The sequence below is a fragment of the Salinibacterium sp. SWN139 genome, assembly GCF_015864625.1.
GTDB lineage: Bacteria > Actinomycetota > Actinomycetes > Actinomycetales > Microbacteriaceae > Rhodoglobus.
Window position 1 is genome coordinate 171,483 of the sequence record NZ_JADYWV010000003.1, and the last position, 24,863, is coordinate 196,345.

The 24,863-nt window shown below is 61.1% G+C and carries 23 protein-coding genes and 1 riboswitch; of the genes, 9 read left to right on the plus strand and 14 right to left on the minus strand.

The window, feature by feature from the left end; genetic code table 11:
* Nucleotides 1-43 precede the first annotated feature (43 nt).
* Together I6E74_RS10770 and ctlX are read left to right on the plus strand one after the other, a co-directional pair.
* On the plus strand, nt 44-1,075 hold the full coding sequence (locus tag I6E74_RS10770; RefSeq protein WP_197125578.1) for an ornithine cyclodeaminase: 1,032 nt from the start codon (nt 44-46) through the stop codon (nt 1,073-1,075).
* Between the two features lie 7 nt (nt 1,076-1,082).
* Nucleotides 1,083-2,075 carry a citrulline utilization hydrolase CtlX gene (ctlX, locus tag I6E74_RS10775; protein ID WP_197125580.1) on the plus strand — a complete coding sequence of 331 codons (993 nt, stop codon included), beginning with the start codon at nt 1,083-1,085 and terminating at the stop codon, nt 2,073-2,075.
* 90 nt (nt 2,076-2,165) lie between these two features.
* Here ctlX and I6E74_RS10780 read toward each other — a convergent pair whose 3' ends face one another.
* From I6E74_RS10780 to I6E74_RS10795, 4 genes are all read right to left on the minus strand, one after another.
* Nucleotides 2,166-3,911 (minus strand): VWA domain-containing protein, encoded by a 1,746-nt coding sequence (locus I6E74_RS10780; protein WP_197125582.1) that lies wholly within the window; start codon nt 3,909-3,911, stop codon nt 2,166-2,168.
* A gap of 316 nt (nt 3,912-4,227) precedes the next feature.
* Nucleotides 4,228-4,617: a PPOX class F420-dependent oxidoreductase gene (locus I6E74_RS10785; protein ID WP_197125584.1), complete on the minus strand. Its 390-nt coding sequence runs from the start codon at nt 4,615-4,617 to the stop codon at nt 4,228-4,230.
* 25 nt (nt 4,618-4,642) lie between these two features.
* Nucleotides 4,643-4,870, minus strand: coding sequence for a CDGSH iron-sulfur domain-containing protein (locus tag I6E74_RS10790; protein ID WP_197125586.1), 228 nt, complete (start codon nt 4,868-4,870; stop codon nt 4,643-4,645).
* Nucleotides 4,867-6,003 (minus strand): iron-containing redox enzyme family protein, encoded by a 1,137-nt coding sequence (locus I6E74_RS10795; RefSeq protein WP_197125588.1) that lies wholly within the window; start codon nt 6,001-6,003, stop codon nt 4,867-4,869. The genes I6E74_RS10790 and I6E74_RS10795 overlap by 4 nt, the downstream gene beginning before the upstream one ends.
* A 162-nt stretch (nt 6,004-6,165) precedes the next feature.
* Nucleotides 6,166-6,275: riboswitch (TPP riboswitch) on the plus strand.
* Between I6E74_RS10795 and I6E74_RS10800 the strand changes: the two genes are divergently transcribed.
* Entirely contained in the window at nt 6,266-7,609 is a 1,344-nt protein-coding gene (locus I6E74_RS10800) for an MFS transporter (protein ID WP_197125590.1), read from the plus strand. It overlaps the preceding riboswitch by 10 nt.
* A gap of 37 nt (nt 7,610-7,646) precedes the next feature.
* On the opposite strand, the gene I6E74_RS10805 is transcribed toward I6E74_RS10800, so the two are convergent.
* The 4 genes from I6E74_RS10805 to I6E74_RS10820 all read right to left on the minus strand — a co-directional run bounded on the left by I6E74_RS10805 (nt 7,647) and on the right by I6E74_RS10820 (nt 10,126).
* Nucleotides 7,647-8,636 carry a Ppx/GppA phosphatase family protein gene (locus I6E74_RS10805; RefSeq protein WP_197125592.1) on the minus strand — a complete coding sequence of 330 codons (990 nt, stop codon included), beginning with the start codon at nt 8,634-8,636 and terminating at the stop codon, nt 7,647-7,649.
* Between the two features lie 68 nt (nt 8,637-8,704).
* On the minus strand, nt 8,705-9,193 hold the full coding sequence (locus I6E74_RS10810) for a heme-binding protein (protein WP_197125594.1): 489 nt from the start codon (nt 9,191-9,193) through the stop codon (nt 8,705-8,707).
* A gap of 91 nt (nt 9,194-9,284) precedes the next feature.
* Nucleotides 9,285-9,677 carry a DUF2510 domain-containing protein gene (locus I6E74_RS10815; RefSeq protein ID WP_197125596.1) on the minus strand — a complete coding sequence of 131 codons (393 nt, stop codon included), beginning with the start codon at nt 9,675-9,677 and terminating at the stop codon, nt 9,285-9,287.
* Nucleotides 9,678-9,766: 89 nt separating this feature from the next.
* Complete coding sequence (locus I6E74_RS10820; RefSeq protein WP_197125598.1) at nt 9,767-10,126, minus strand: zinc ribbon domain-containing protein YjdM; 360 nt, start codon at nt 10,124-10,126, stop codon at nt 9,767-9,769.
* A gap of 182 nt (nt 10,127-10,308) precedes the next feature.
* Between I6E74_RS10820 and I6E74_RS10825 the strand changes: the two genes are divergently transcribed.
* Complete coding sequence (locus I6E74_RS10825) at nt 10,309-10,893, plus strand: nitroreductase family protein (protein ID WP_197125600.1); 585 nt, start codon at nt 10,309-10,311, stop codon at nt 10,891-10,893.
* A 98-nt stretch (nt 10,894-10,991) separates the two neighbouring features.
* On the opposite strand, the gene I6E74_RS10830 is transcribed toward I6E74_RS10825, so the two are convergent.
* Both I6E74_RS10830 and I6E74_RS10835 read right to left on the minus strand, forming a co-directional pair.
* Nucleotides 10,992-12,014, minus strand: a complete 1,023-nt coding sequence (locus I6E74_RS10830) for a hypothetical protein (protein WP_197125602.1) — start codon at nt 12,012-12,014, stop codon at nt 10,992-10,994.
* Between the two features lie 55 nt (nt 12,015-12,069).
* A complete protein-coding gene (locus tag I6E74_RS10835) occupies nt 12,070-12,744 on the minus strand; it encodes an SDR family oxidoreductase (RefSeq protein WP_197125604.1) in 675 nt (224 codons plus the stop codon).
* A gap of 198 nt (nt 12,745-12,942) precedes the next feature.
* Between I6E74_RS10835 and I6E74_RS10840 the strand changes: the two genes are divergently transcribed.
* The 3 genes from I6E74_RS10840 (at nt 12,943) to I6E74_RS10850 (ending at nt 17,410) form a co-directional block, all read left to right on the plus strand.
* A complete protein-coding gene (locus I6E74_RS10840; RefSeq protein ID WP_231604984.1) occupies nt 12,943-15,144 on the plus strand; it encodes an AAA family ATPase in 2,202 nt (733 codons plus the stop codon).
* Nucleotides 15,141-16,190 carry a 5-methylcytosine-specific restriction endonuclease system specificity protein McrC gene (gene mcrC / locus I6E74_RS10845; RefSeq protein ID WP_197125606.1) on the plus strand — a complete coding sequence of 350 codons (1,050 nt, stop codon included), beginning with the start codon at nt 15,141-15,143 and terminating at the stop codon, nt 16,188-16,190. Before I6E74_RS10840 ends, mcrC begins: the two co-directional genes overlap by 4 nt.
* 272 nt (nt 16,191-16,462) lie before the next feature.
* Complete coding sequence (locus tag I6E74_RS10850) at nt 16,463-17,410, plus strand: class II glutamine amidotransferase (RefSeq protein ID WP_197125608.1); 948 nt, start codon at nt 16,463-16,465, stop codon at nt 17,408-17,410.
* Nucleotides 17,411-17,495: 85 nt separating this feature from the next.
* Here I6E74_RS10850 and ychF read toward each other — a convergent pair whose 3' ends face one another.
* The 3 genes from ychF to I6E74_RS10865 form a co-directional block, all read right to left on the minus strand.
* Nucleotides 17,496-18,572 carry a redox-regulated ATPase YchF gene (gene ychF, locus I6E74_RS10855; protein WP_197125610.1) on the minus strand — a complete coding sequence of 359 codons (1,077 nt, stop codon included), beginning with the start codon at nt 18,570-18,572 and terminating at the stop codon, nt 17,496-17,498.
* A 73-nt stretch (nt 18,573-18,645) separates the two neighbouring features.
* Entirely contained in the window at nt 18,646-20,142 is a 1,497-nt protein-coding gene (locus I6E74_RS10860) for a CoA-acylating methylmalonate-semialdehyde dehydrogenase (protein WP_197125612.1), read from the minus strand.
* 109 nt (nt 20,143-20,251) lie between these two features.
* Nucleotides 20,252-21,172: a LysR family transcriptional regulator gene (locus tag I6E74_RS10865; RefSeq protein ID WP_197125614.1), complete on the minus strand. Its 921-nt coding sequence runs from the start codon at nt 21,170-21,172 to the stop codon at nt 20,252-20,254.
* Between I6E74_RS10865 and rmuC the strand changes: the two genes are divergently transcribed.
* Nucleotides 21,171-22,565 carry a DNA recombination protein RmuC gene (gene rmuC / locus I6E74_RS10870; protein WP_307784458.1) on the plus strand — a complete coding sequence of 465 codons (1,395 nt, stop codon included), beginning with the start codon at nt 21,171-21,173 and terminating at the stop codon, nt 22,563-22,565. The genes I6E74_RS10865 and rmuC overlap by 2 nt on opposite strands.
* Nucleotides 22,566-22,617: 52 nt before the next feature.
* Here the strand turns inward: rmuC and glpX are convergent, their stop codons facing one another.
* The gene (glpX, locus tag I6E74_RS10875) at nt 22,618-23,607 is read right to left on the minus strand and encodes a class II fructose-bisphosphatase (RefSeq protein ID WP_197125616.1); all 990 of its coding nucleotides are present in this window, start codon (nt 23,605-23,607) and stop codon (nt 22,618-22,620) included.
* A 223-nt stretch (nt 23,608-23,830) separates the two neighbouring features.
* On the opposite strand from glpX, the gene fbaA reads away from it, so the two are divergent.
* The gene (fbaA, locus tag I6E74_RS10880) at nt 23,831-24,856 is read left to right on the plus strand and encodes a class II fructose-bisphosphate aldolase (RefSeq protein WP_197125618.1); all 1,026 of its coding nucleotides are present in this window, start codon (nt 23,831-23,833) and stop codon (nt 24,854-24,856) included.
* Nucleotides 24,857-24,863: the final 7 nt, after the last annotated feature.

The window sequence follows — 24,863 nt, forward strand, 5'->3', positions numbered from 1 at the left end:
TCGTAACGTAGGAAGCACGATTACCGCAACGAAAGGAGTGACCATGGTTCACTACGTAGACGTCAACAACATGCGCCGCTGGATTGCCGACACCGGCATCGAGCCAATCATTATGGGCATCGTGGGTTACCTCGAACAGGATTATGCCAAGTGGCCCCAGTTCGACAAGTCACCTCGCGTTGCCGCCCACTCCCCCGAAGGCGTCATCGAATTGATGCCGACGAGCGATGGCGAAACGTACGGCTTTAAGTATGTCAATGGCCACCCATCCAACCCTGCACTGGGCTTCCAGACCGTGACTGCGCTCGGCATGCTTGCCCGCGTCGACAACGGCTACCCCACCTTCTTCTCGGAGATGACCCTACTTACGGCGTTGCGCACCTCTGCGACCTCCGTCATGGCCGCGCGCGCTTTGGCTCGCCCCGACTCCAGTGTTCTCGCCCTCATCGGCACCGGCACTCAGTCTGAGTTCCAGGCACTCGGCTTCCGCGCCGGCCTCGGCATCACGAGCCTGCGCGTCTGGGACACCGACCCCGCCGCGATGGACAAGTTCATCCGCAACGTTGAGCCACTCGGTTTCGACATCGTGCGCGCAACCTCAGCAGCAGACGCTGTTGCGGGCGCCGACATCGTCACCACGTGCACCGCCGACAAGAAGAACGCGACGATTCTCACCGCCGACATGATTGAACCCGGCATGCACCTCAACGCCATTGGCGGCGACTGCCCGGGCAAGACAGAACTCGAAGAGGCCATCGTGCGCAACTCGACCGTGTTCGTCGAGTTTCCCGAGCAAACCCGCATCGAGGGCGAAATTCAGCAGGTTGAAGCGGACTCCCCCATCACCGAGCTGTGGGAAGTTCTCGCCGGAACCGCGACGGGCCGCAGCTCCGCTGAGGAAGTGACACTCTTCGACTCCGTTGGCTTCGCGATCGAAGACTTCTCGGCACTGCGCTACGTCTTCGACGCTGTTCGCGACACCGACTATGCAACGAACCTTGACCTGATTGCCGACCCTGCTGACCCCAAGGATCTGTTCTCGCTCGTGTCGCGCGTTCCTGTACTGACCGCGTAGGCCACCGATGAGCGTTCAGGCCCCTTCGGCCGCTGTTCTCATCCGCCCGCACCGTTTCACACCGAATAGCCAAACTGCGGGCGACAATGCCTTCCAGTCGACTGACCCCAGCCGCACTCCGGATGAGATTGCTCGCGCCGCGTACGACGAGTCCACCCAGGTGGCCGAGACGTTGCGTGACGCGGGCGTCAACATCCACGTGTTTGAGGATGAGGAGAGCACTCGGCCCGACAGTGTGTTCCCGAACAACTGGTTCTCGACGCACAGTGGTGGCCGCGTTGCGGTGTATCCGATGTTTGCTCCAAACCGGCGCACCGAGCGACGCACCGATGTCATTGAAATGTTGAAGCATGACTTTCGGGTGCAGGATGTCGTGGACTATTCCGGATTAGAGCACGACGGCATCTACCTTGAGGGCACCGGCGCGATGGTCATCGACCACACCAACCGGGTCGCGTATGCGGCAGAATCGCACCGCGCCAACCCGCTCGCGCTCGAACGGTTCTGCGCATCCTTCGGCTATGAGCCAATGATGTTTGAGGCCCGCGACAGCCACGGTGTGCCGATTTATCACACCAACGTCATGATGTGCATTGCGACCGACTTCGCCATGATCGGGCTCGATCTGATTACGTCGGGAGATCGCCGCATGGAAATGGCCGAGCGCCTGACCGCCCCCGGTCGCACGCTGATCGACCTCACGGCTGAGCAGATTGCTAACTTTGCGGGAAATGCTCTCGAGCTGAGGACTCCGAACGGCCGCATCTTGGCCCTCTCAAACCGCGCACTCGCGAGTCTCACTCGCGCTCAGCGCTCGGTGATCGAAGCCAGCTGCGAGATCGTGCCGCTCGACATTCCGACGATCGAGTTGGCCGGTGGCTCAGTGCGCTGCATGGTGGCCGGCATCCATTTGGATCGTCGTTCACGCATGGCCGCGGATGTTGCCGCCGGCGTTCCTGCTGCCGACGCTGCCGAAGCAGCCCCGACAGCAGGCGCCTAGCCAATCTGTGGTGGAAGCGGGTCCCTCCGCCTTCGCCACAGACCTCAGCGACCTGCGCCACCAGTGGTGTCGCAGGGTGCTGGGCGTTCGCTAACTGCAGTTCGGGCGGCAGTCGCGCTGTGACAACGCCTCAAGCATCACGTTACTGAGCTCAGTGGGGTTGTTTGCTTGGTAGGCCGTTCCACCGGTGACCTGGGCGATCTTTCGCATCGCTTCGACGTCGGTGTCTGGGCCAATTCCGACGAGAACCACGGGAACGGGCTCATCTGTGTTGACATCGATCATTGCGTTCAGCTCGTCAACCAGCGTCTCCAAGGAAATGCCGTTGTCGTCTTCGTTGCGACCATCGGTGATCAGAACCACTGAGTTGACTTTGTCGGGATCAAAGTCGTCTCGCACATGGGTGACCGCAGCGAGCACGGTGTCATTGAGGCCGGTGTAGCCGTTGATGCGCGACGGTAGAGTGTCGATGATTTCCTGAAGACTCTCAACATGCTCCGGGTCATTCATCGATCGGATGCCTGCAACGTCTTCCCAGTCTTCCTCGCCAACACGCTCCTTCGAGAAGAGCCACATGCCCAGCTCATCATCCTCTGAAAGCGTGCTGAAGGCATCCTCAGCCGAGTTCTGGAACATCTCGATGCGGCGCTGACCATCCCACGCTCGTTCCAGCATGGAACCTGACACATCAACAACCGTGAGGATGCGTGAGCGCAGGTTGAGAGAGTTCCAGTTGCGCAGGATACTGACGAGTTCGTCGGTGTCTCCCACCGACTTGGTGGCTACGGGCGCGGCGATAACACCGGAAGCGAGGATCTCACCTTCACCAGCGTTATCGCGGAAGCCCTCGGCGTTCAATACCTGCGAAGAGCCGCGAACAAGATCAGCGAACTCCTCAAGCAGCTTCGTGCGCGCCGTTTCGATCTCAGCGAGCTCCGTTTGTTCTTCTTCGGTGAGGCGCGAGGCTTCAACTTCGCTCAGAGTGGAGTTCTCCACGACCACGAACGGATAGGTCAGCGCAACAGTTCCTTCGGACGGGTAGAGCGCCACCAGAGGCTCGTCAGGGCTCGACGCGTTGTGCTCCACGATCTCTCGTTCCGTCGCGAGAGCAACCGTTCGTGAGTCAGAGATCTGAAGCTCAGCGAACGCCGCCTTTGTCGAATCGGGAATCGAGCGCCCGAGATTCATCAGCACACGATCAAAGTCTTCAGCATCGCCATCCGCAGCAAGATCATTGAGAGTCGCGAGCGCGATCATGCTGGACGATGACGACTCGGGGTCGGGCAGAAGCGTGCGGTACCGACCGTCGAGGATCGCACCCCAGCCCACCTCCGACGCTTCGAATTCAGCGACCTTCACGGCCGGGGTTGCCAGCACAAGCGGGCTCGATGCGATCGAATCCCACTCCTGCGTCTTGGGGATTTCGCGTCCGAGAGCGGTCGCGGTGCTTTCCACTCGGTTCAACCAAATCGGCGAATCAGGAATCCAGGCGTCAGCACCAGTGGAGGTGCCGGATGCCAGCAATGCCGCGGTATCCGCGGAGCGCTGCGTCACGATTGTGGCCGAGAGGCACTGACCAACGTGCTCCGCATTGAAAGCATTCGCGACGGTTTGGACGGTCGACGAAATGGTGGGATCGGTGACGACGACAAGTTCGGTGGCATTCGGGCATCCGAAAGTCTGGGCCACAAAATCGTCGAGCTTGTTCTGGGCAGCAAGCGCTACGAGAGCGCCACCACCGGCGAGGGACAGGGTGAGCAGGGTTGCGAGGACGGGTGTACTAGCGCGGAGGAACCAGGATTTAATTGTTCTGGAACGGTGGCGGGGTCGGGACACAGGGGGACTCCATCGATCACGGGTGCACTTGATTTCGGGGGAACCAAGAGTTGACCCCCTTTCGGGGGCCTACACAATAGTGACACAATTTCGCTTCAATAAAACGGCCTTACACAGGTTATTCTCAGTATCGTTGCGTGAAACCAACGAATATCCCGGTGAGACGCCTGACTTTCTCTCCTCGCGCAAGATCTTTGCATGGGGATAAAGTGCTTACTGGCCTCTAACGCCGTTCATTGCCGCAACGGTAGTTTCCCGTCGCCCGCGCCACAACCTGCTGATCAGAGGCTGCACTCGTTCCTCAAATGATGCGAACCTACGCGCGCAACTCGATCGCAACGGATTGCCCTGCAGTGCCGCGAAGCTTCTGCGCGAGACGGATTGCGGTGTACTTGGCACCGTACTTTTTCTTGAGAGCCGCATCCATGGCATCCAAAGTCTCGGCATCATGATGAACACTCGCTGTCGCCGGCACCGTGGCTGCACCCTCGGTGATCGTGCCACGCATGTCGCACGCGGTCAGTTCGACGCGATCAGTATGAGCGATGCGCTTCACCTTGCCCGAATGGGGCGCCGTCGTGACAAACATGCGATCGCCATCCGCAACAATCCACACCGGGGTGGAGACTGCATCCCCCGACTTGCGGAAAGTAGTGAGCGACACATAAGGCTCGGTGGCCAGAGCGGAGAATTCAGGAGAAGTCATCTCCCCATTATCGCCGCCTGCGCCACTACGCCTTGAAGTTGACGAGTTTGTGAGTTCCATCACAAAACGGCTTGATGTCTGAGACTCCACAGCGGCAGAGCGCGACGGTGCGCCGTGATTGAGGAATGGGCTCGCCGTCTGACGATCGCAAATTAATTGTGCCTCGAACCAGAAGCGGTCCGTCGGCACAAGCAACCACTTCGACATCGTCAGAGCCGCGCGCCTCAGGGGAATTGTGAGACTGCTTGTTCATCGTGCCGCCACCTCTCCGATCGGGTTGGAATCGTTCGCGAAGTCGCCGGTCGTCAGCGCCGCGAGAGGCTTTCGAAGCGACGAACGCCCGGCCTCGAACGACTCCAGCATGTGCTTCGCCACCCACTCGTCAAGGAGGAGGCACGCACCCGCGCCAAAGAAAATCTCGCTCAGCAACGCTGGCTCGCTCTCCGCCAAACCGCCAGCCAAGTCGCGCGCCGCAATCTGTTCATGAACCGCATCGGCTTCCACATGCTCATCGAAGTACTCGGTGACATCGTCTCCGTAACCGAGGCGGCGGAAGCCACGCGCATACAGCTTGTTGGGGATCGATGACGTCATTTCGAATGCCGCCAGGTGACCGACGATGGCCCCGCGAAGTCGGCGATGGAGCCCAAACATCGACATCATGTTGAACGACGCCAGCGTGATTGCTGGCGCGTAGTTGAGGTACGCGCCATACCGCGAATCGAGCCCCACACCGCGCATGGTGCGAGCATAAATTTCGGAGTGCATCCGATCTCGGCGCCCGGCGCCATACTCATCGGACTGAATCTCGACCAGCGCCGCCTTGGCCCGACCGCGAAGGCGCGGAATTGCCCAGGAGTGCGGGTCAGCTTCCTTCAACGTATAGATCGAGCGCTGCACCAAGTACTCGTGGGCTTGATCCGCCGTGAGTTTCTTTGCCACATAGCGAGAGAGACTCGGGCCGGAGTCTGCGCTGGTGAACTCAAAAAGGGCGGCAGCGACATCCTCGTCCGCAGCGTTCGGCAACTCCGGAATGGTCACCACCGCACGGAGCTGCGCCTCGAACGCCTGCTCAAGATCGAGGCGCGCCGCGATAGTGCCCAGATCCCACTCCCAGCGATCGCCATTTTCCACCACGGCCCCGTAGTAGAGGCCATAGAGCAGGAACAGCGACAATTGCACGTCTTCATCGCGAATGAAATCCCGGCCGCTTTCGACAGCGGACGCTACAGCTTCAGGCAATCCCACAATCTCTTGCGGTTTGCTCTGCTGTGAAAAGGCGTCAAGCAGCAGCTCGCTAATCGGGCCACGGGCCTCGATCTCTTCATTGCACCATTTGTCGTACTCTGCCGAATTTCCGGGAAGAGAGTTCTCGCTTGTGGCCATAATGACCTCTCCTTTTCATCTGAAAGTGGGGATTGAATCGTTGTACGATCTCCGCCGATCGTTCAGCTTTACTCATGGAATCTTTGACGGTCGGGCTGGAAGATTGCTGCGCGATTCTTGGGACTTTGCCGGTTTTTTGACCGCAGCGGAGTGTTAGGTTGGTGGCGTCCCCACGGGAGCCCTAATGCAGGGGCTGAGAGGGAGCTGACGCAGCTTCGACCGTCGAACCTACCGGGTAATGCCGGCGAAGGAAGTACGGCTCATGCGCCCCACACATTCGATCTCCGCTGTTCCGTCTGCCTCCCCTGCGGCTCCGTTAGCTACACGTCGCGCTGTGCGCGGCGGGATCTTCGGCAACTATGTCGACCAGTTCGACATCTTCTTGCCGGTCATTGCGCTGGCTCCCGCATCCGCTCAGTTGTTTGGCTCGGACAATCTGGTCGAAAACGCCGGCCTGATCTTTGTCGCAACCCTGCTTGGCCGACCGATCGGGGCGGCGATTTTCGGGTCCGTTTCCGACCGAATCGGGCGAACGGCAACCACGAAGGTCGCTCTACTCGGTGTCGCGCTCACGACACTGCTGATCGCGTTCGTGCCCGACCACACCGTGCTCGGCGGCGGCACGTTGGCGGCAATTCTGCTGCTGCGGTTTATCGGCGGCATCTTCCTTGGCGGCGAATACACCTCCGCCATCCCCCTCGCGATGGAATGGTCGCGGCCCGAACGGCGCGGCCTCGTCAGCGGCCTCATCATGTGGATGTCACCCTGGGCCAACGCCTCGATCGCGGGCATGGTGTTTGTGCTGCAGAGCGTGCTCGACGCCGCCGCTTATAACCAGTGGGGTTGGCGAACGCTCTTCGTGCTTGGATCACTGCTCGCGTTCACGATGCTGTTCTACTACCGTGCGCGCGTCGAAGAGTCGCCGCAATGGAAGCGACCGGTGCAGCGCGCGAACCCGCTGAAAGAGATTCTGGTGGGTCGCCACCGTCGTGCGCTTTGGCAGGTGTTCATCATGATGAGCGGGCTCTGGTTGCTCACGAATATGGCGATTCCGGTGCTGGCTGGGCAGCTTGGCTCCGGCGCGGGGGCGCTGGGTGCGACGGGGACATTGGATGGTCGAACCCTGTCGTTCACGATGATGATCGGCACCGCGGCATCCGCTCTCACGATGGCAGCCTGCGGTCACCTCTCGACGTTCACGGGGCGGCGACGCTTCTTTATCGGCTTCGGGATGCTGACGGCGGCTGCGGGGCCACTCGCCTTTCTCGCGGTCTTCGCGGCACCCAGCCTGGGCCAGCTCGTGCTCGGAGTGGTCGTGCTGCAAGTCGTGACGGTCTCGGCCTACGGACCGGTCGGGGCGTACCTCGTGGAGCGGTTCCCCACTTCGGTGCGCGCGAGCGGCTACGGGGTCGGGTACAGCCTGTCGATCGTGATCCCGGCGCTCTACCCGTACTACCTGCCCGCGCTGCAGAGCGTGCTCGGGCAGCAGGGCGCCGTGGCTGCGCTACTCGCGCTCGGCGGGGTGCTGATCGCCGTGGGGGCGTTCCTCGGGCCCGAGACGGCGCGGGTCGACCTCGACGCTGGTGAGTCAGCACCGCTCGCTTAGTTAGCGGAGCCAGTCCGTCCAGCTGGCAACCCCTCAGCTAGTCAGTCGCGAGTGAGAGGGCGACGCCATCGAGGATGTCGTGCTCGCTGGTCGTGACCCACTCGAGCGGGTGGCCTGCTGCAGCCGCGGCATCCGCCACTCGACGCAGCACCGTGGCCCAGATGACGGCCCCCGAGGCGATCACGTCGACACGGCCGGGGTGCATGTAGGGAAGCGCTTCGCGTTCGGCGCGGGGCATGAGGGTGAGCGCTTCGCAAGATCGGAGCACCGCTGCGAGGGGCAACCGGCTGCCGCTGATCGCGACGGGGTCGTAGCTGGTGAGCTCGAGGGCGTGCGCGGTGATCGTGGTGACGGTGCCGGCGACACCGATGACTTCGGTTGCTTTCGAGAGATCGACCGTCGCCGTGGCGATATCCAAGGCCGCGCTGACGTCGTTACGGATGTTGGCGAGCTCCGGTTCGGAGGGCGGATCGGTGGTGATGTTGCGTTCCGCCAGTCGCACGCAGCCGACATCCATCGAATATGCCGCTTCGGGGATGTCGCCACCGATCACGAGCTCAGTGGAGCCGCCGCCGAGGTCGACGACGAGGTGTTGGGGTGCTGGCGCGGGGTTTGTTGTGGAGTCGGTTGTGGCGTCAGACCCGGATGCCGGCAACGCCGTGAGCGCTCCGCGGAAGGACAGCGCGGCTTCTTCGGTGCCAGGAATCACTTCGACCGGCACACCAAGAATCGCGACGACCGCGTCGGTGAACTCAGCACGATTGCTCGCATCCCGCGTGGCAGAGGTCGCAACGAACCGTATGCGCTCGGCGCCGTGCTCGCTGCACAGTTCGGCATAGCGTCGCACCGCCGCGAGGGTGCGATCGAGGGCACCTTGGCTGAACCGCCCGGTGCGGTCGACGCCTTCCCCGAGGCGCACGACTTCAAGCGTGCGCACGACGTCGGTGAGTCCGCCGTGGCCATCGAGGTCGGCTATAAGGAGGCGAATCGAGTTGGTTCCACAATCGATGGCAGCGACGCGAGTCATGGGTTCTCCTGAAGTGCGGTGGGCGGGGCCGGCTGGTGCGGCTAGCGGGCGCGATCTAGCGGGTGGGGCTAGCGAACGACGACGAGAGCTTCGTTTCGCTTCAAGAATCCGGGCTTCCACGGCGGGTCATAGCGGGCGAAATACACGGCACCTTGGGGTGCAACACAGTCACGGTTGAGGGCGGCGAGCAGAGCATCCGCATTCTGTTGGTATTTCTCTTCGTTGGAGCCGCCGCTGAATCGGCGAGCGGCCACCCGCTGTTCGGGGACATCGGTGGTGCGCACGGTGGCATCGCGAGGCGCGGGAACACTCGTCGCACCCGCCGGCATGACGAAGCTCACGGTGTACTTTTTCGATTCGCCCGGCGCTTGAATGACTGGTGCCGTCATCGAAATATTGGAGGAACTGATGTAGCGGATGAGCGGACGAAAGCCCTGGTTGCCGGCCTCGAAAAACGAACCATCAGCCTCAACCTGCGCCAAAATGTGCGCGGGATACAACCGCACTTCGTAACCATCATGCTCAGAAATCACGGTGTACGGCTGCTTTTCGGTCATGCCGTCACCCTACGCCTGTGGCCTCGGATGAGCCTGACGGTTAGAGAGTCCGCTCGCTGGGGCGGGATCCCGGGTCGTACGGGGCAAGCCCCTAGTAGGAGAGCTTTTCGAAGACCATCGTTGCCTGAATACGGTCACCACCACCGAGACCCTTGCTCCCCGATGACGCGGTAGTGATGGTATGCAGCCGATAACCAAGTGCCGCCTGAGCGTTTACAGCCTGCTCGAGTTCGGTGAGGTTCCCGGATCCAGTGCCCAAGAATTTTTCTTTAAGAATGACTTGAAGCACAATGTAAGTCGCGCCGGTCGCTGCTGGTCGAGGCTGAGCACCTGCCGCGGCCTCTGCTTCGATCCTGTGGATGACGCCACCGAGTCCGCCCTCCAGAGGCTCTTGGTCCTGGAATTTATCTGTCCAGACTTGACCATCCCACCAACGCTGTCGGTCAGATCCATCGTCATACCAGCCTGCCGCAGGTAGCACCATTAGTTCCTCATCTCGACTCGACTCTGTGACGTCGCCATACTATGCCGTCGCGGAATTTTGCGAGATCGATCGAGGTCGTCGCCCCTAACTTAGGCCTTTTTGACGACGCTCGACTTGAGCTGCATCTGGCCGAAGCCATCGACCTTGCAGTCGATGTCGTGGTCGCCAACACCATCGACGAGGCGGATGTTGCGCACCTTCGTTCCGACCTTGATCGACGTGGGGCTGCCCTTGACCTTGAGGTCTTTGATGATGCTCACCGTGTCGCCATCGGCGAGTGGCGTGCCGAACGCGTCCTTGATGACGGATGCGTTCTGCTCGGCTTCGGCAGCGGCATCCGCTTCGCTCGGCGACCACTCGTGGCCGCACATCGGGCACACCAACAGTGCGCCCATTTCATAGGCGAGGTCGCTGGAGCAGTTCGGGCAGAGAGGCAGGGCGTCAGACATAAGGCACTTTCGGCTAGGCGCCAATCGGGCTGACGCAGCGCTGAACTAGTCGCTGATCGTCAATTTTACCTGATTCCACCGTCGTAGATTGGCTCGCAATCTCGGAATAGCTTCAACCACAGCGCTGTTGCACCCAGCGACATCGCAGATCGACTCTGTTCAGCTTCCGAAAGGCCCTCTTCATGACCGTGCTTCACGACCGTCTCGCCCCGACCGACTCCCCCATCCTCGATGTGCTCGCCGCGCGGTGGAGCCCTCGCCACTTCGACGCCACCGCACCCCTGGATGAGGCGGCACTGCAGAACGCTCTCGAAGCTGCTCGTTGGGCACCGTCGGCGTACAACAGCCAGCCGTGGCGCGTCATTATCGCCCGCCGTGGTACCGCCCAGCACGACGCCATCGTCGCCACTCTCAGCGGCTTCAACCAGACTTGGGCTCCGGCGGCATCCGCTCTGGTCGTGTTCGTTGCCGAGCACCACAGTGCAGAGGGCCGCGAGCAGGCCATGGCGTCGTACGACCTGGGCCAGGCCGTTGCCTACTTCACGATCCAGGCTCAGAGCCACGGACTGTTCAGCCACCAGATGTCAGGATTCGACCCGGATGCCGCGGCCGCAGCCCTCGAGATCGACCCCCGCTTCACCCCCACCACCGTCATGGCTGTGGGCACACTGGGCGACCCCGCCGAGATGACGGATGTCATCCGCGAGCGCGAGACCGCACCGCGCGCACGTCGTGCCGCTGCCGAATCGGTGCTCATCAACGCCTAACGTTCGATGCGGTGCGGGGCCTGCTCATTCAATACGCATGCCCCACATCGTGCGTTCGCAGGGCTTGCGCGCGAGCTGCCCGATGGCAGGAACCCTCCCTACGGCGTGATGTCGCCCGCGATAAGTTCGCGCATAGCGGTCAGGATGCCATCCTTCACGTCGGCTGATAGGTGCGAGACGAGAACGTGCGCTACACCGGGTTCGGTGATGATCGCCTTGGCCTGCTCGTCGAGCTTGATCGCGGCCGGATCAATCGCGCTCCGCAACGATACGATCGGCTCTTCCATGAGGTCGCACGAACGAACAGCGATTTCGGTAACCACGATGCCGTACACCCCGGCGAAGGTCTTATCGAGCGACGCAAACGCAATCGTCTCGCCATCACCGAGGCCAACCTTCGGGCCAAACTTCTTGAGCATCTTCGCGAGACGCGGGTCATCCGCCAGCATCACTTCACTCCGGATGCCGAGCTCGGCCAGTCGTGGAACCAACTCCGCGGCGGTCGACTTCTCCTCTTCCTCGTCGGCGCCTGGTGCGCCGGCAACAGCAAGACCGAGCGCTTGCGAGAGTTGCACGACGCTCGTGACCGCATCCGCCAACAGCTGAGTGAGCCGAAACTCTGGCGAGTGACCTTCCGCCGACTCACCGCCGAAGAGTTTTACGAGATCTGACCAGTCATAGGCGCTGGCCACCGAGGAGGTCAGCGCGTGGCTCGCGGCGCCCGGGTCTGCAGACGTAAGAGGCAGCATCCGGTAGTTCGGCAGTTCCCGGCCGAAGACTCCCCCGAAGTTTTCTTGAACGATAAGCCGCTGGTCGGTCACCAGAAAACCCATCGTTTGACGCTTGCGAGTAAAGCGATTCATGGCGTGGTAGCCGACGAACAGCAGCGGCACCTCGTGGGGTCGCGGCGCATCCGCCAGCAGCAGCTGCTCGACGGCATCCTCGAACACTTGGGCGGCATCGTCGAAAACGGGGTGATTCGCATGCTTATGGCGAAACACCACCTGCTGCAGTTCGGCGTCAAGGTCGGCGGTCCACAGCGACAGTCTGGCCGCAATGGTGTCGGTCGCCGCACGATGGTCAGCGGGGATGTCACGGAAGTAGTCGTCTACTGCGGTCACGAATCGGGTCCTTTTCGAAGGCGTCGGGTGGTGTAGCGACGGGCGAAACAGCGCGCTATTCGCGGCCGTCTTCGAGCGGGATGAGCATGGTGCGGAATTCGCCTTCTGCGGCGTGGATGTCCCAGATGCGTGACGCGACGTCGTCGATGCCGTTGGGCAGCTGAAGCTTGGGGATGCCGCCGGGGATGACGAGCTGACGAATGCGGATCCCCTCGCTTTCGAGCGCCTCGTGCAGCATCTCCCCGTACGCGCTCTCGGCGGGGAACGCGAGCGACGTTCCCGCGAAACCGGCACGCGACTTCACCGAGGTGCCGCCATTGATCAGGATGATGCTGCCGTGACCTGCCTCACGCATGGCGGGCAGCACCGTGCGTACGGTGTGGATGAGGCCGAGGGCAGAGAACTGCAGCGCTTCTTGTGCCAGTTCGGGAGTGAGGTCGAGCACTGGCTTCAAGTACTCGCGCGATGGGAGCGGGCTGTACTGCACAGCCGTGATCGGCCCAAGCGCGGTCGCGGCACTGCTGAGAGCAGCTTCCAGCTGGGCGGGCTCGCGCACGTCGGCGGCAAAACCGCGGGCGGTCACACCATCCGCCTCGAGCTCAGCGGCGAGAGCGTCGAGTTTCGACTGATCCCGCGAGATGAGGGCGACTGCGAAGCCTTCGCGCCCGAACCTGCGGGCGACTGCTGCGCCGAGTCCTGGGCCTGCTCCGATGATGGCGATAACGGGCATGAAGTTCCTTCGATCGAAGTGTGTGGCAACGAGTGTCGATCGCCAGAGTATCAAGACACGGCCAAGGTCACGGACGGTTCGAACACGCGATCATGCGGCACTTAATAAACGGGACTCTACAATCAGCGAAAGTGGAATCGGTACTCTGGAGTAATCGGGGCCGTTGTCGGTGCCTGTACGAACCGAGGGAATCCTTATATGACCGTGAACTCAAAACCCGACGAGGATGCCGCTCCAGCAACTTCACGTCTTTCGGCACAACTGAACCTCGCGACCCACGCAAGGCCGGTCATCGCCAATATGCTTGGCAGCGGTAAATCACTGATCGATCCTGCTACGACGATATGGACCAGCAAGGTGGCTGACGACCTCAGGTCCAGAGTCGGCGACAACCCCATATCAGGCAGCGATCAAGACCAGTGGGAAAAGCTCGACCAACAACTGGCTGGCGCGTCCAAGGCAGTCGTTCTTCTCGCCGCCGAAATCGTATTCCTGCGTGGGCACGTCGTGTCAAGCGCGCTGCCAGGGTCTCGGAGGAAGAACGTCGAGGGCATTCTCGCTCATCTTGATCGACCAATCGCTATTCCTGAAGAAATGTCTATTGCGTTGGCACGACAAGCCCGCGTGGCAGGTTTTGATCCAGGGCGACAGTACAACGGGTCACTTTGGCGTCACGTTATCTGGGTTTCGGCTTTCATCTCTCACTGGGGAGAACTCTCGGAGGTCGAACGTGATGCTGCGCGCTCCGATCCTTGGGCTCTGCGGCAGGTCATGATCGACTTGGGCAGTGATCAGCCTGATATTCGAAACGCGCTACAGTTCCTCGCGCACCCAGAGTATTTTGAATTGATCTCTTCAGACCCGACGAAGCAGCGAATTCGGGACGCCTTGGCGGAGATCATCGGTGGCGGTACTGAATCTGTTGATCGCGACCTTCTCGAGATCAGGACGCTTCTCGCAAACGAGATGCCGGGTGAGTTCGACTTTTGGACCCCCGGGATAATCGAACGCTGGAACCCGGAGGCTGCTTCGTCTGCACCGGAACCACGGCAACGACGCACCTGGATCTATTCGCCTGGCCAATCAGCCTCTGAATGGCCAGAATGTTCGACCAACGCAATCATGACGATAGGTTGGGATCAGCTCGGAGACTACGCCCAGTATTCAAGCCGAGAAGAGGTTCGCCAGAAGCTGGACACTGAGAACACCGGCTCTTCCTTCAAAAACGATGTCCTTGCAGTTTGGCAGTTCCAACACGACATGGCAGTCGGCGACGTCGTATTCGCCAAGAGGGGAAGTAAGGAGATTATCGGGCGCGGCATCGTCGAGTCAGCTGCGCGGTTTGAGCCGGAGCGTGCATCCTTCCGTGAAGTACGCTCCGTAACATGGACGCATGTTGGCTCCTGGGCGCATCCGGGTAATGCAGTTCTCAAAACGCTCACCGACATCACGCCACATCACGGCTACGTCGAGACGTTAGAGGAATTGGTTACCGGAGTCGTTGACCCAGACCCGACCCCCCTGCCGACGCCACTGCCGACCTATGACCGTGCTTCATTCCTCAACGAGGTCTACTTCTCAGACGCGCAATATAGCCGAGTCAGCGGACTGTTGGCACGCAAGAAGAACGTGATCTTGGCAGGTCCGCCTGGCGTCGGAAAGACGTTCGCGGCAAAGCGACTCGCGTACTCGATCATGGGGGCTAAGGACCCGAGTCGTGTCCAGATGGTTCAATTTCATCAGAGCTACTCGTACGAAGATTTCATGATGGGATTTCGCCCCACCGAAGACGGTGGCTTTTCACTTTCCGAAGGGCCGTTCTATCGGTTTTGCGAGGAAGCTCGCATTGACGACAGCGAGCGCCCTTACTTCTTCATAATTGATGAGATAAACCGCGGAAACATCTCCAAAATATTTGGAGAACTACTCATGCTCATCGAAGCGGACAAACGCGGACAAGAGTTGCGCTTGCTCTACAAGGACGAATCGTTTTCGGTTCCCGCAAACGTTCACATCATCGGCATGATGAACACTGCTGACCGCAGCCTCGCCGTTCTCGATTACGCGCTTCGGCGGCGCTTTGGATTCTTTGAGATGGAACCCGGTTTCAGTTCAGCAGGGTTCGTCCGCTGGCAAGAACAAGCTGGACTTCCCGCCTTTGAACGCCTAACAACAGCGGTGGCGGCCCTGAACGACGCTATCGCCGATGACCCGGCATTGGGCCGAGGCTTCGCCATCGGCCATAGTTACCTCTCTCGCCCCCTTGACGGTGAAGCTGACGAGACTTGGCTGCAGTCGGTGGTCGAAGATGAACTCATTCCACTACTAGACGAGTATTGGTTCGACGAACTTTCCAAAGCAACTGAGTGGGCGCACAAGCTCAGGAGCGCGCTGGAATGACCGCCGAATCGATCGGTATCCGCAACATCTACGTGATGATGGCCTATGCGTTTCGCACGGTTGACAGCAGTGACACTGCCCCCGTGCTCAGCGAGGAATTCGATCACCTGCACGACTTGCTCGCGCACATTCTAGAACGCGGAGTAGCCACCCAAATAAAACGCGGCCTCCACCGTGACTACCAGTCCCAGATCGAGGAGGTCGCGGGAGTGCGGGGTCGAATCGACATGGCTCAGACCGTTTCTACGCGCTCCATGACCCGCGGCCGGTTAGTGTGCCGATTCGACGAGTACGACGCCGACACTCTTCACAATCAGGCGCTGAAGTCGGTGCTCCTTTTGCTTGCCAGACATAGCGAGGTCTCGCCTGATCGCAGGAAAGCCATCCGCAGGCTCCTGCCACACTTGGCAGAAGTCACCGACGTTGCACCACAGTCCATCCGTTGGAACTCACTCAACTTCCATCGCGCGAACGCCCCATATCGGCTTCTCCTAGGAGTGTGTGAGCTAATTGTGCACGGGTTGCTCCTCACCGAGCACGCTGGTGAAACAAAACTTGCTACTTGGTTCAGCACTGAGGAGATGAGCAGCCTCTACGAACGATTCCTCCGTGAGTACTTCCTTGTGCACCACCCAGAATTGTCACCAAGCGCGCCACACATTAGTTGGGATTACGCCGATGTTGACGCCATAGGGACGGACCAACTTCCCAGAATGAAGACCGATCTCACACTAGAACGCGATGGCCACACGCTAATCGTTGATGCGAAGTTCTACGACAATACGATGCAAGTGGCGTGGAAGAGCAACAAACCAAAAGTCCATTCAGGCCATCTCTACCAAATCCTCGCCTACGCAAAAAACCAAGACGTCAAACAGGACGGCTCGGTGAGCGCCCTACTGCTGTACGCCCGAACTGCTGCCGTCCTGCAACCCGATCTCGATGTCTTGATCCAAAAAACCCGAATCAGCGCACGAACACTCGACCTCAGCCTGCCGTGGGAACAGGTGCGCGAACAGCTCGAGGCAGTTGCTGCAAGAGTGTAGGCCGAAAGCGTCTGCTCCAGACGGACGATACCGTGACCAGCGTCGATGAATCTGCGATTCTCACGCAAACGCAATGACGGCCAGGCCTGCCGAAGCAGACGGCGGCCGTCTCTGCCGTCCAGCGCTCACTCCCTACTCCTCATAAATAGCTAGTTATTGAAGCGGAACTCCACCGCGTGCCGTGGCCGACTAACCTCGGTGTGCTGTCCAGATGACCAGCACCGGCTCCGTGCAACGACAATAGAATTGCCGGAGCCCAACGAAGGAGACTTATGTGCCGCGTCCTCGCCTACCTCGGTCCTGAGACACCACTGGAGAACCTCCTACTCAAGCCAGAGAACAGCCTGATCAACCAGGCACTCGACCCCGAACGGCACCCCGAGCTGCAGTTGGCCGGATGGGGATTCGGGATCTGGGGCGAGCACCTGCTGAAGCCCGAAGAACCCTTCATTTACCGTCGCCCCATGGCGGCCTTTTACGACGACAACGCAAGCCGGATTATCCCCAGCCTTCAGGCCAGCACGATGTTGGCGCATGTGCGAGCCGCAGCGTACGACTCCAAGGTCGTGATGGTCGACGAGAACTGCCACCCCTTTTCCTTTGAGCAGACCCCGTGGATCGTCGCCCAAAATGGCTACCTGCCCAACTGGCAGCTTCTGCAGCGCGAGCTGCTGCAGCACTGCGAGGATCGGTATCTCACACAGATGCGCGGGAACACGGACACCGAGTTCATCTACGTGCTACTCCTCTCGCTGCTCGAGGGTGACAGCAACGAGGACGTCCAACGAGCGATCGAGAAGCTCATCGAGCTGATCGCCCAGGCGATGAAGAACCTCGACCTCGGCGCTCTGACCAAGCTGAAGATGGCGCTCGTGTCGGACGGCCGCATCATCGGTGTCAACGTCGGCCTCGGTCACCACGGTGAGACCAACCCCGCTGGTGACTGGAAGGAGCTGCGGAAGTCAGCTCCCGACAGCGACGACTTCGCGCTCTCGATGCTCCTCGAACCGATGTACCTGCTGATGGGGCGCAACTTCGAGGACGACGCAACGACCTACGACTTCGAGGAGAGCAGCGAGGACGACGCGACCGGTGTCGTATTCGCCTCCGAGCCCTTGACCGAGGGTGACGACTGGTCGCAGCTCAGGTTCGGCGAGATCGTCTTCCTCGAGAAAGACGGAGAGCGCATCACCAAAACCGTCAACACGCTGAAGATCTGAGCGCGCTAGGGGTTCTTCTCACGGAGGTAGTGATCAGCCCGGTGTGCCGGAAGACGAACACACCTACGCCCGGATCAGAAAACCCCTAGTTATTGAAGCGGAACTCCACGACGTCGCCATCCTGCATGACGTATTCCTTGCCCTCAACGCGAGCCTTGCCCTTGGAGCGAGCCTCCGCGATCGAGCCGGTCTCAACGAGGTCGTCGAAGCCGATGACCTCAGCCTTAATGAAGCCCTTTTCGAAGTCAGTATGGATGACGCCGGCAGCCTGAGGCGCCTTGGCGCCCTTCGGGATCGTCCAGGCGCGAGTCTCTTTCGGGCCAGCTGTGAGGTAGGTCTGCAGACCAAGAGTGTCGAAGCCGATGCGGGCGAGCTGGTCGAGACCGCTCTCCTCCTGGCCAGTGCTCGCGAGAAGTTCTGCGGCATCCTCGTCGTCGAGGTCGATGAGCTCGGCCTCCAACTTGGCGTCGAGGAAGATCGCCTTCGCGGGGGCAACCAGAGCCGCCAATTCGGCGAGCTTGTCTGAGTTACCCAGCACCGCTTCATCCACGTTGAAAACGTAAATGAACGGCTTGGAGGTGAGCAGACCGAGTTCCTGAATCAGCTCCAGTTCAATCTTGGTGGCCTCGGAGAGGGGCTTGCCCTCGTTGAGGAACGCCTGCGCAGCGAGCGCGGCCTCGAGAACGGCGGGCTCAACGCGCTTGGTCTTGAGTTCCTTCTCATACCGAGCAACAGCCTTTTCGAGCGTCTGCAGGTCGGCGAGAATCAGCTCGGTGTTGATGGTCTCCATGTCGGATGCCGCATCAACCTTGCCGTCGACGTGAATAACATCCGGGTCGCTAAAGCCGCGCACGACCTGAGCGATGGCGTCAGCCTCGCGGATGTTCGCCAAGAACTTGTTGCCCAGGCCTTCGCCCTCGCTGGCGCCCTGCACAATGCCGGCGATGTCAACGAAGGAGACCGGAGCGGGCAGGATGCGCTCACTGCCGAAGATTCCGGCCAGCACCTTAAGGCGCGGGTCGGGCAGGTTGACGATGCCCACGTTAGGTTCGATGGTCGCGAACGGATAGTTCGCGGCGAGCACCGAGTTCTTGGTCAGAGCGTTGAAGAGGGTGGACTTGCCGACATTCGGGAGTCCAACGATTGCAATAGTGAGAGCCACGGGAGTCAATCCTACCGGCGATGGCGGCCCCGAGGAACGGGACCGCCATCGCGAGGGTAAAGCGAACTACCTATTAGGCGTCGTTTTGCGGGAAGCCGAGGTTGATTCCACCGTGGCTGGGGTCGAGCCAGCGGCTGGTGACAGCCTTCTGACGCGTGAAGAAGCGGATGGCATCGGGGCCATAGGCCTTCGTGTCACCGAACGCGGAGTCTTTCCACCCGCCGAAGGAGAAGTACGCCACCGGAACGGGGATCGGAACGTTGATGCCGACCATGCCGACCTCAACTTCGCGCTGGAAGCGACGAGCCGCTCCCCCATCGTTCGTGAAGATCGCGGTGCCGTTTCCGTACTGCGAGGAGTTGATCAGTTCGAGACCCTCTTCGTAGGTGGCGACGCGAATGACGCTCAGCACTGGTCCGAAGATCTCGTGCTTGTAGACGTCGGAGTCGGTGGAGACGTTGTCGATGAGCGTCGGGCCGAGCCAGAAGCCGTTAGCGTCGCCATCGATCTCGATGCCGCGACCGTCAACCACAACCGTCGCGCCGTCGGTCTTCGCAATCTCGATGTAGCTGGCAACCTTGTCGCGGTGCTGGGCCGTGATGAGCGGGCCCATGTCACAGCCGCGCGTGCCGTCACCGGTACGCAGCGTCGCCATGCGCTCGCTGACCTTGGCAATGAGTTCGTCAGCAACAGGCTCAACAGCAACGACAACCGAGACGGCCATGCAACGCTCGCCAGCGGAACCGAAACCAGCGTTGACGGCAGAGTCAGCAACGAGGTCGAGGTCGGCATCCGGAAGCACCAGCATGTGGTTCTTGGCGCCACCGAGAGCCTGGACGCGCTTGCCGTGGTGAGCAGCGGTTTCGTAGATGTACTTAGCGATCGGGGTGGAACCAACGAACGAGACGCTGGCAACATCCGGGTGCTCAAGAAGAGTGTCAACGGCGACCTTGTCACCGTGAACCACGTTGAAGACACCATCGGGAAGGCCGGCCTCGGTGAAGAGTTCTGCCATCCAGAGCGATGCGGACGGGTCCTTCTCGCTGGGCTTCAACACAACAGTGTTACCGGCGGCGACCGCCATCGGGAAGAACCACATCGGTACCATGGCCGGGAAGTTGAAGGGGCTGATGATCGAGACAACACCGAGCGGCTGCTGCAACGAGTACACGTCAACACCGGTCGAGACGTTCTCGCTGTACTCGCCCTTGCTGAGTTGAGCGATACCGCAGGCGAAGTCGAGAACTTCGAGGCCACGAGCGATCTCGCCAGCAGCATCCGAAAGAACCTTGCCGTGCTCGGCGGTGATGATGGCAGCGAGCTCATCCTTGCGAGCGTTGAACAGCTCACGGAAAGCGAACATCACGGCGGTGCGCTTAGCGAGCGACGTGGCGCCCCAGGCGGGGAAGGCAGCCTTGGCAGCGGCAACACCAGCGTTGACGTCAGCGACGGATGCGAGAGGAACGGTGCGAGCGACAGCGCCCGTTGCGGGGTTGAAGACGTCGCCACGGTTGGGCGAATCGCCCTCGGTAGCGGAGCCGTTGATCCAGTGCGGAATCGTGGAGTACATGGGCCTACTTTCGTTCGGAGGTGTGCCCAGTCTGCAACCCATTGGATCTGCAATCAAGGCCTATTAGTGCACGAGCAATCTGCAGAAACGCACACGGTGGCATGAGGCGCTAGTTGAAGGGCAATAGCTCTGAGCCGCGACGCGCAACCTCGCGATGCAACGCCGCTCGCACCAGCTGAACTGCCTCAACATCCGCGGCTTCTTTACGCACCGAAAGCGCGAACTCCAAGCGGAAACTGACCTCATCGGGCAGCACCGCAACCAGGCCCGGCTCGGGCTCCGCCATGAAGGCGTGCAGCAGTCCAATGCCCGCTCCCTGACGCGTGGCCTCGAGTTGCGCAAACACACTCGTGGAACCGAATCCGACGCGCATGCCGCCGAGTACCGGGGCGAGGTCGAGCTCGCGAACCGTGAGCAGGGCATCCACATAAAAGACCAGCGGATGGCTGTCGAGGTCGGCAACGGAAAGAATCGGCGGATGCGAGGCCACGTAGCCGGGCGAGGCGTAGAGGCGCAGAGCGTAGGCGGCGAGTGGTTCGGACGCGAGGCGGGAGGTCGCGGTGGTGCCGATAGTGATCGCCAGGTCGAAGCCAGCACCACGCAGGCTGAGGGGGCGGGTAGAGGTCACCAGTTCGACCGTGATGGCCGGATGCTCCGCCTGCACTGCCGCGAGCGCTGCCGTCACAAAGGTGGCCCCGAATCCATCGGGCGCGACGATGCGCACGGTGCCGCGCACTTCGTCTGCTCCCCCGCTGGTAGCCCCCACAACGTTCTCGACAATGTTCTCGAGCCCTGCGGCGCGGGTAGCGACTTCGCGGCCGATGGCGGTGAGTTCCCAGCCATCGGCGCCGCGGTCGAGGAGACGCACCCCGAGGGCTGCTTCAAGCCGGTCGATGCGGCGACGCACGGTGGTGTGGTCGACGCCGAGCAATGTAGCTGCCGACACCATTCGGCCGGCGCGGGCCACAGCAATGAGGTAGCGCAGATCGTCGGTGCTCACATCGAGCGGATGCACGGAGTCGCTGGCCATGCCCTCAACCCTAGGGGCGCTTCGGGACAACTGCCGCAGGGCATCCCGCAATGTCGTCGCCGGCTGGCACACTGGCGGAATGGATCCCCTCGTCGCCCTCATCGTTGGTCTACTCGTGGGTGCCGTCCTCGGCGTCGTGATTGGCCTGCTCATTGCCCGTGTTCGCGCGACCGCGCCAACGGGCCGCGTTGACCCCGAAGTGCTGGAGGCTCGCCATCAGGCGGCGATCGCGAATGTGACTGCCGCCGAGCGCGAACAGCAGTCTCGGCTGGCAGCGGAGCTGGCATCCATCACAGCACGGTCTGAAGCGCTGAGCGAGCAAGTGGCGTCACTGCAAGTGCAGTACCGCGAGACCCTCGATCGTCAGCGTGATGAGGCGGCAGCGCTCGTTGAGCGCGAGCGCCGCGAATCTAAGGTTCTGCAGGCGCTCACCCCGGTGCAAGAGACGCTACGCACGATGCAGAACAAGGTCACCGAGTTGGAGTCGCAGCGCAGCTTGCAGCACGGCGAACTGAGCCAGCAGCTCAAGTCGGCCACCGAATCCGAAGAACGTTTGCGCAGCACAGCCGAATCTTTGGCATCGGCCCTGCGCAACAACTCCACGCGTGGCGTCTGGGGCGAGACCCAGCTGCGCAACGTCGTGCAAGCCGCTGGACTCATCGAACGGGTCGACTTCGACCTGCAATCGAGCATCAACTCGGATGCCGGTGCCGGCCGCCCTGACATGGTCGTGCACCTTCCCGGCGGCAAGAACATCGCGGTCGACGCCAAGGTGCCGTTCACCGCTTTCTTGGAGGCGAGCCAAATCTCCGTCACCGCGACAGGAGAAGAAGGCGCCCGTCGCGAAGCGCTCATCAAACAGCACGTCAAGGTCATGCGCGGCCACATCGACACCCTCGCGAGCAAGGCCTACTGGGCCGGCCTCGATGCCTCCCCCGAGCTCGTCATTGCGTTCATCCCGAGTGAATCGCTCGTCTCGTCGGCGATGGAGGCTGACCCGTCGATCATGGATTACGCCTTCAACAAGCGCGTCGCCCTCGCCTCCCCCGTGACCCTGTGGTCAGTGTTGAAGACGGTGGCGTTCTCCTGGCAGCAAGACGTGCTCACCGACCAGGCGAAGACCCTGTTTGATCTCAGCAAGGAGCTCTACCAGCGCCTCGCCACACTTGCCGAGCACGCCGACAAACTGCGTCGCTCGATCGACACCACCGTGAACAGTTACAACCAGTTCGCGAACTCGCTCGAAAGCCGCGTGCTCGTTACCGCCCGCAAGCTCAATGCTCTCGACGAGTCGAAAGTCATCGGCGAAACTCAGCTGGTCGAGGGCACGCCGAAACACATCACGGCGGCCGAATTAGAGCTCGAACTGCCCACCGACAGCGACGGCCGTTAACGAGAACTGGCGCGCTCTCCGAGACGGAGAACGCGCCAGCTGAGGGCTGTCTTTAGTGGTCGAGCCACTTCTCGGCGAGGTGATCAGCCGAAATGCGGCGAATCGTTCCCGAGTGTGAGCGCAAGACGATCGACTCGGTGCGGATGATGGGGCCGTAGCGGCGCACACCCTTCACGAGCCCGCCATCCGTGACGCCGGTCGCAACAAAGAACGTGTTATCGCTGGAAACCATCTCGTTGGCCGTGTAAACATGATCGAACTTGAGCCCGGCATCCATTCCGCGCTGACGTTCGTCGTCAGTTTGCGGGTACAAGATCGTCTGGATTTCACCGCCGAGTGCCTTGATGGCACACGCCGTGGCCACACCTTCAGGGCTGCCGCCGATGCCGACACACATGTCAATGCGTGTGCCGTACAGCGCGGCGTTGATTCCGCCAGCAACGTCACCGTCGAGCATGAGACGTGTACCCGCACCAGCTTCGCGGATGTCGTCAATGAGTTGAGCGTGACGGGGACGGTCGAGCACTGCAACCACGATGTCTTCGGGACGCTTGCCCTTGGCCTTCGCCAGAGCACGAATGTTGTCGCCGATGGGACGGTGGATATCGATGATGCCGATACCTTCAGCACCCGTGACGATCTTGTCCATATAGAAGACAGAGGAGGCGTCGAGCATCGTGCCGCGGTCAGACACCGCAATCATCGAGATAGCGTTCTGTCGCCCGGCCGCCGTCAGCGAGGTGCCGTCAATCGGGTCAACCGCGATGTCGCAGGCGGGCCCACGACCGGTGCCCACGTGCTCACCGTTGAAGAGCATGGGGGCGTTGTCTTTTTCGCCCTCACCGATAACGACGAGGCCGTCGAAGTCGACGGTGCCCAAGAACTTGCGCATGGCATCAACCGCGGCACCATCAGCGCCAAGCTTGTCGCCCTTACCGATGAAGGGAACGGCGCGAATCGCCGCCGCTTCGGTTGCCCGCACAAGCTCAAGAGCGAGGTTGCGATCGGGATGGAGGAATAGCGTGCCGGTTTCTGTACTCACCTAGAAGCATCCTTCGTTGAAATTGGTCGACTGGGGACGCGCCGGTGGTGGTCAGCGCTTAGTCAGTCTAACGGAGCGGAGCGAACTCGACGCTGATCAAACGTTGTCGGTTACCTCATGAGACATCGCGCCCTGCAACAGTTCGCGCCGCCCAGAAGGGGTGGCTAGAATCGAGGCGAGCCGGACCAGAGCGGTAATCGGTACCGTACGAGGAGAGACAACAATGCCCGTCGCAACCCCAGATCAGTACGCAGAAATGCTCGACAAGGCGAAGAAGAACTCCTTCGCCTACCCCGCCATCAACGTATCGTCGTCGTCCACCATCAACGGTGTGCTTCAGGGACTCAGCGACGCTGGTTCCGACGGCATCATTCAGGTCACGACCGGTGGCGCAGATTACTTCGCTGGCCAGTCAGTCAAGGCTCGCGCTTCCGGAGCTCTCGCTTTCGCCGCGTTTGTCACCGAGGTTGCCAAGAACTACCCGGTCACCGTTGCACTGCACACCGATCACTGCCCCAAGAACGCTCTCGATGACTTCGTCTACCCGCTCATTGCGGCATCCGAAGCTGAGGTCAAGGCCGGCCGCAACCCGATCTTCCAGTCGCACATGTGGGACGGCTCGGCTGTTCCTCTTGCCGAGAACCTTGAGATCGCCAAAGAGATCCTGCCTCGCATGAAGGCCATCAACTCGATTCTCGAAGTTGAGATCGGCGTTGTCGGCGGAGAAGAAGATGGTGTCAGCCACGACATCAACGACAGCCTCTACACGACGCTGGATGACGTCATCGCTACCGTCGACGCGCTCGGCCTTGGTGAGCAGGGTCGCTACATCGCAGCCCTCACCTTCGGCAACGTGCACGGTGTCTACAAGCCAGGCAACGTGAAGCTTCGCCCTGAACTGCTCGGCGAAATTCAGGCCGGTATCGCTGCAAAGTACGGCACGGGCGCTAACCCGCTCGACCTCGTCTTCCATGGTGGATCAGGCTCGACAGATGAAGAAATCGCGACCGCTGTCGCCAACGGTGTTATCAAGATGAACATCGACACCGACACCCAGTACGCCTACAGCCGCTCCGTCGCTGACAGCGTGCTGCGCAACTACGACGGCTTCCTCAAGGTTGACGGCGAAGTCGGAAACAAGAAGGTTTACGACCCCCGCGCCTGGGGCAAGGCCGCAGAATCCGCTCTCGCACTGCGTGTTGTCGAAGCAACGAAGCAGCTCGGTTCGGCTGGATTCTCCGGCAAGTAACGCTCTC

What these genes read in the sequence shown, in the direction of transcription:
- I6E74_RS10770 (WP_197125578.1), top strand. Translation starts at nt 44, where the DNA reads ATGGTTCACTACGTAGACGTCAACAACATGCGCCGCTGGATTGCCGAC.
- I6E74_RS10835 (WP_197125604.1), bottom strand. Translation starts at nt 12,744, where the DNA reads ATGCCCGTTATCGCCATCATCGGAGCAGGCCCAGGACTCGGCGCAGCA.
- mcrC (WP_197125606.1), top strand. Translation starts at nt 15,141, where the DNA reads ATGACCGCCGAATCGATCGGTATCCGCAACATCTACGTGATGATGGCC.
- I6E74_RS10810 (WP_197125594.1), bottom strand. Translation starts at nt 9,193, where the DNA reads ATGACCGAAAAGCAGCCGTACACCGTGATTTCTGAGCATGATGGTTAC.
- I6E74_RS10815 (WP_197125596.1), bottom strand. Translation starts at nt 9,677, where the DNA reads ATGGTGCTACCTGCGGCAGGCTGGTATGACGATGGATCTGACCGACAG.
- I6E74_RS10825 (WP_197125600.1), top strand. Translation starts at nt 10,309, where the DNA reads ATGACCGTGCTTCACGACCGTCTCGCCCCGACCGACTCCCCCATCCTC.
- I6E74_RS10860 (WP_197125612.1), bottom strand. Translation starts at nt 20,142, where the DNA reads ATGTACTCCACGATTCCGCACTGGATCAACGGCTCCGCTACCGAGGGC.
- I6E74_RS10850 (WP_197125608.1), top strand. Translation starts at nt 16,463, where the DNA reads ATGTGCCGCGTCCTCGCCTACCTCGGTCCTGAGACACCACTGGAGAAC.
- I6E74_RS10840 (WP_231604984.1), top strand. Translation starts at nt 12,943, where the DNA reads ATGACCGTGAACTCAAAACCCGACGAGGATGCCGCTCCAGCAACTTCA.
- I6E74_RS10800 (WP_197125590.1), top strand. Translation starts at nt 6,266, where the DNA reads ATGCGCCCCACACATTCGATCTCCGCTGTTCCGTCTGCCTCCCCTGCG.
- I6E74_RS10820 (WP_197125598.1), bottom strand. Translation starts at nt 10,126, where the DNA reads ATGTCTGACGCCCTGCCTCTCTGCCCGAACTGCTCCAGCGACCTCGCC.
- ctlX (WP_197125580.1), top strand. Translation starts at nt 1,083, where the DNA reads ATGAGCGTTCAGGCCCCTTCGGCCGCTGTTCTCATCCGCCCGCACCGT.
- fbaA (WP_197125618.1), top strand. Translation starts at nt 23,831, where the DNA reads ATGCCCGTCGCAACCCCAGATCAGTACGCAGAAATGCTCGACAAGGCG.
- I6E74_RS10790 (WP_197125586.1), bottom strand. Translation starts at nt 4,870, where the DNA reads ATGAACAAGCAGTCTCACAATTCCCCTGAGGCGCGCGGCTCTGACGAT.
- I6E74_RS10785 (WP_197125584.1), bottom strand. Translation starts at nt 4,617, where the DNA reads ATGACTTCTCCTGAATTCTCCGCTCTGGCCACCGAGCCTTATGTGTCG.
- I6E74_RS10865 (WP_197125614.1), bottom strand. Translation starts at nt 21,172, where the DNA reads ATGGCCAGCGACTCCGTGCATCCGCTCGATGTGAGCACCGACGATCTG.
- I6E74_RS10805 (WP_197125592.1), bottom strand. Translation starts at nt 8,636, where the DNA reads ATGACTCGCGTCGCTGCCATCGATTGTGGAACCAACTCGATTCGCCTC.
- I6E74_RS10795 (WP_197125588.1), bottom strand. Translation starts at nt 6,003, where the DNA reads ATGGCCACAAGCGAGAACTCTCTTCCCGGAAATTCGGCAGAGTACGAC.
- rmuC (WP_307784458.1), top strand. Translation starts at nt 21,171, where the DNA reads ATGCCCTCAACCCTAGGGGCGCTTCGGGACAACTGCCGCAGGGCATCC.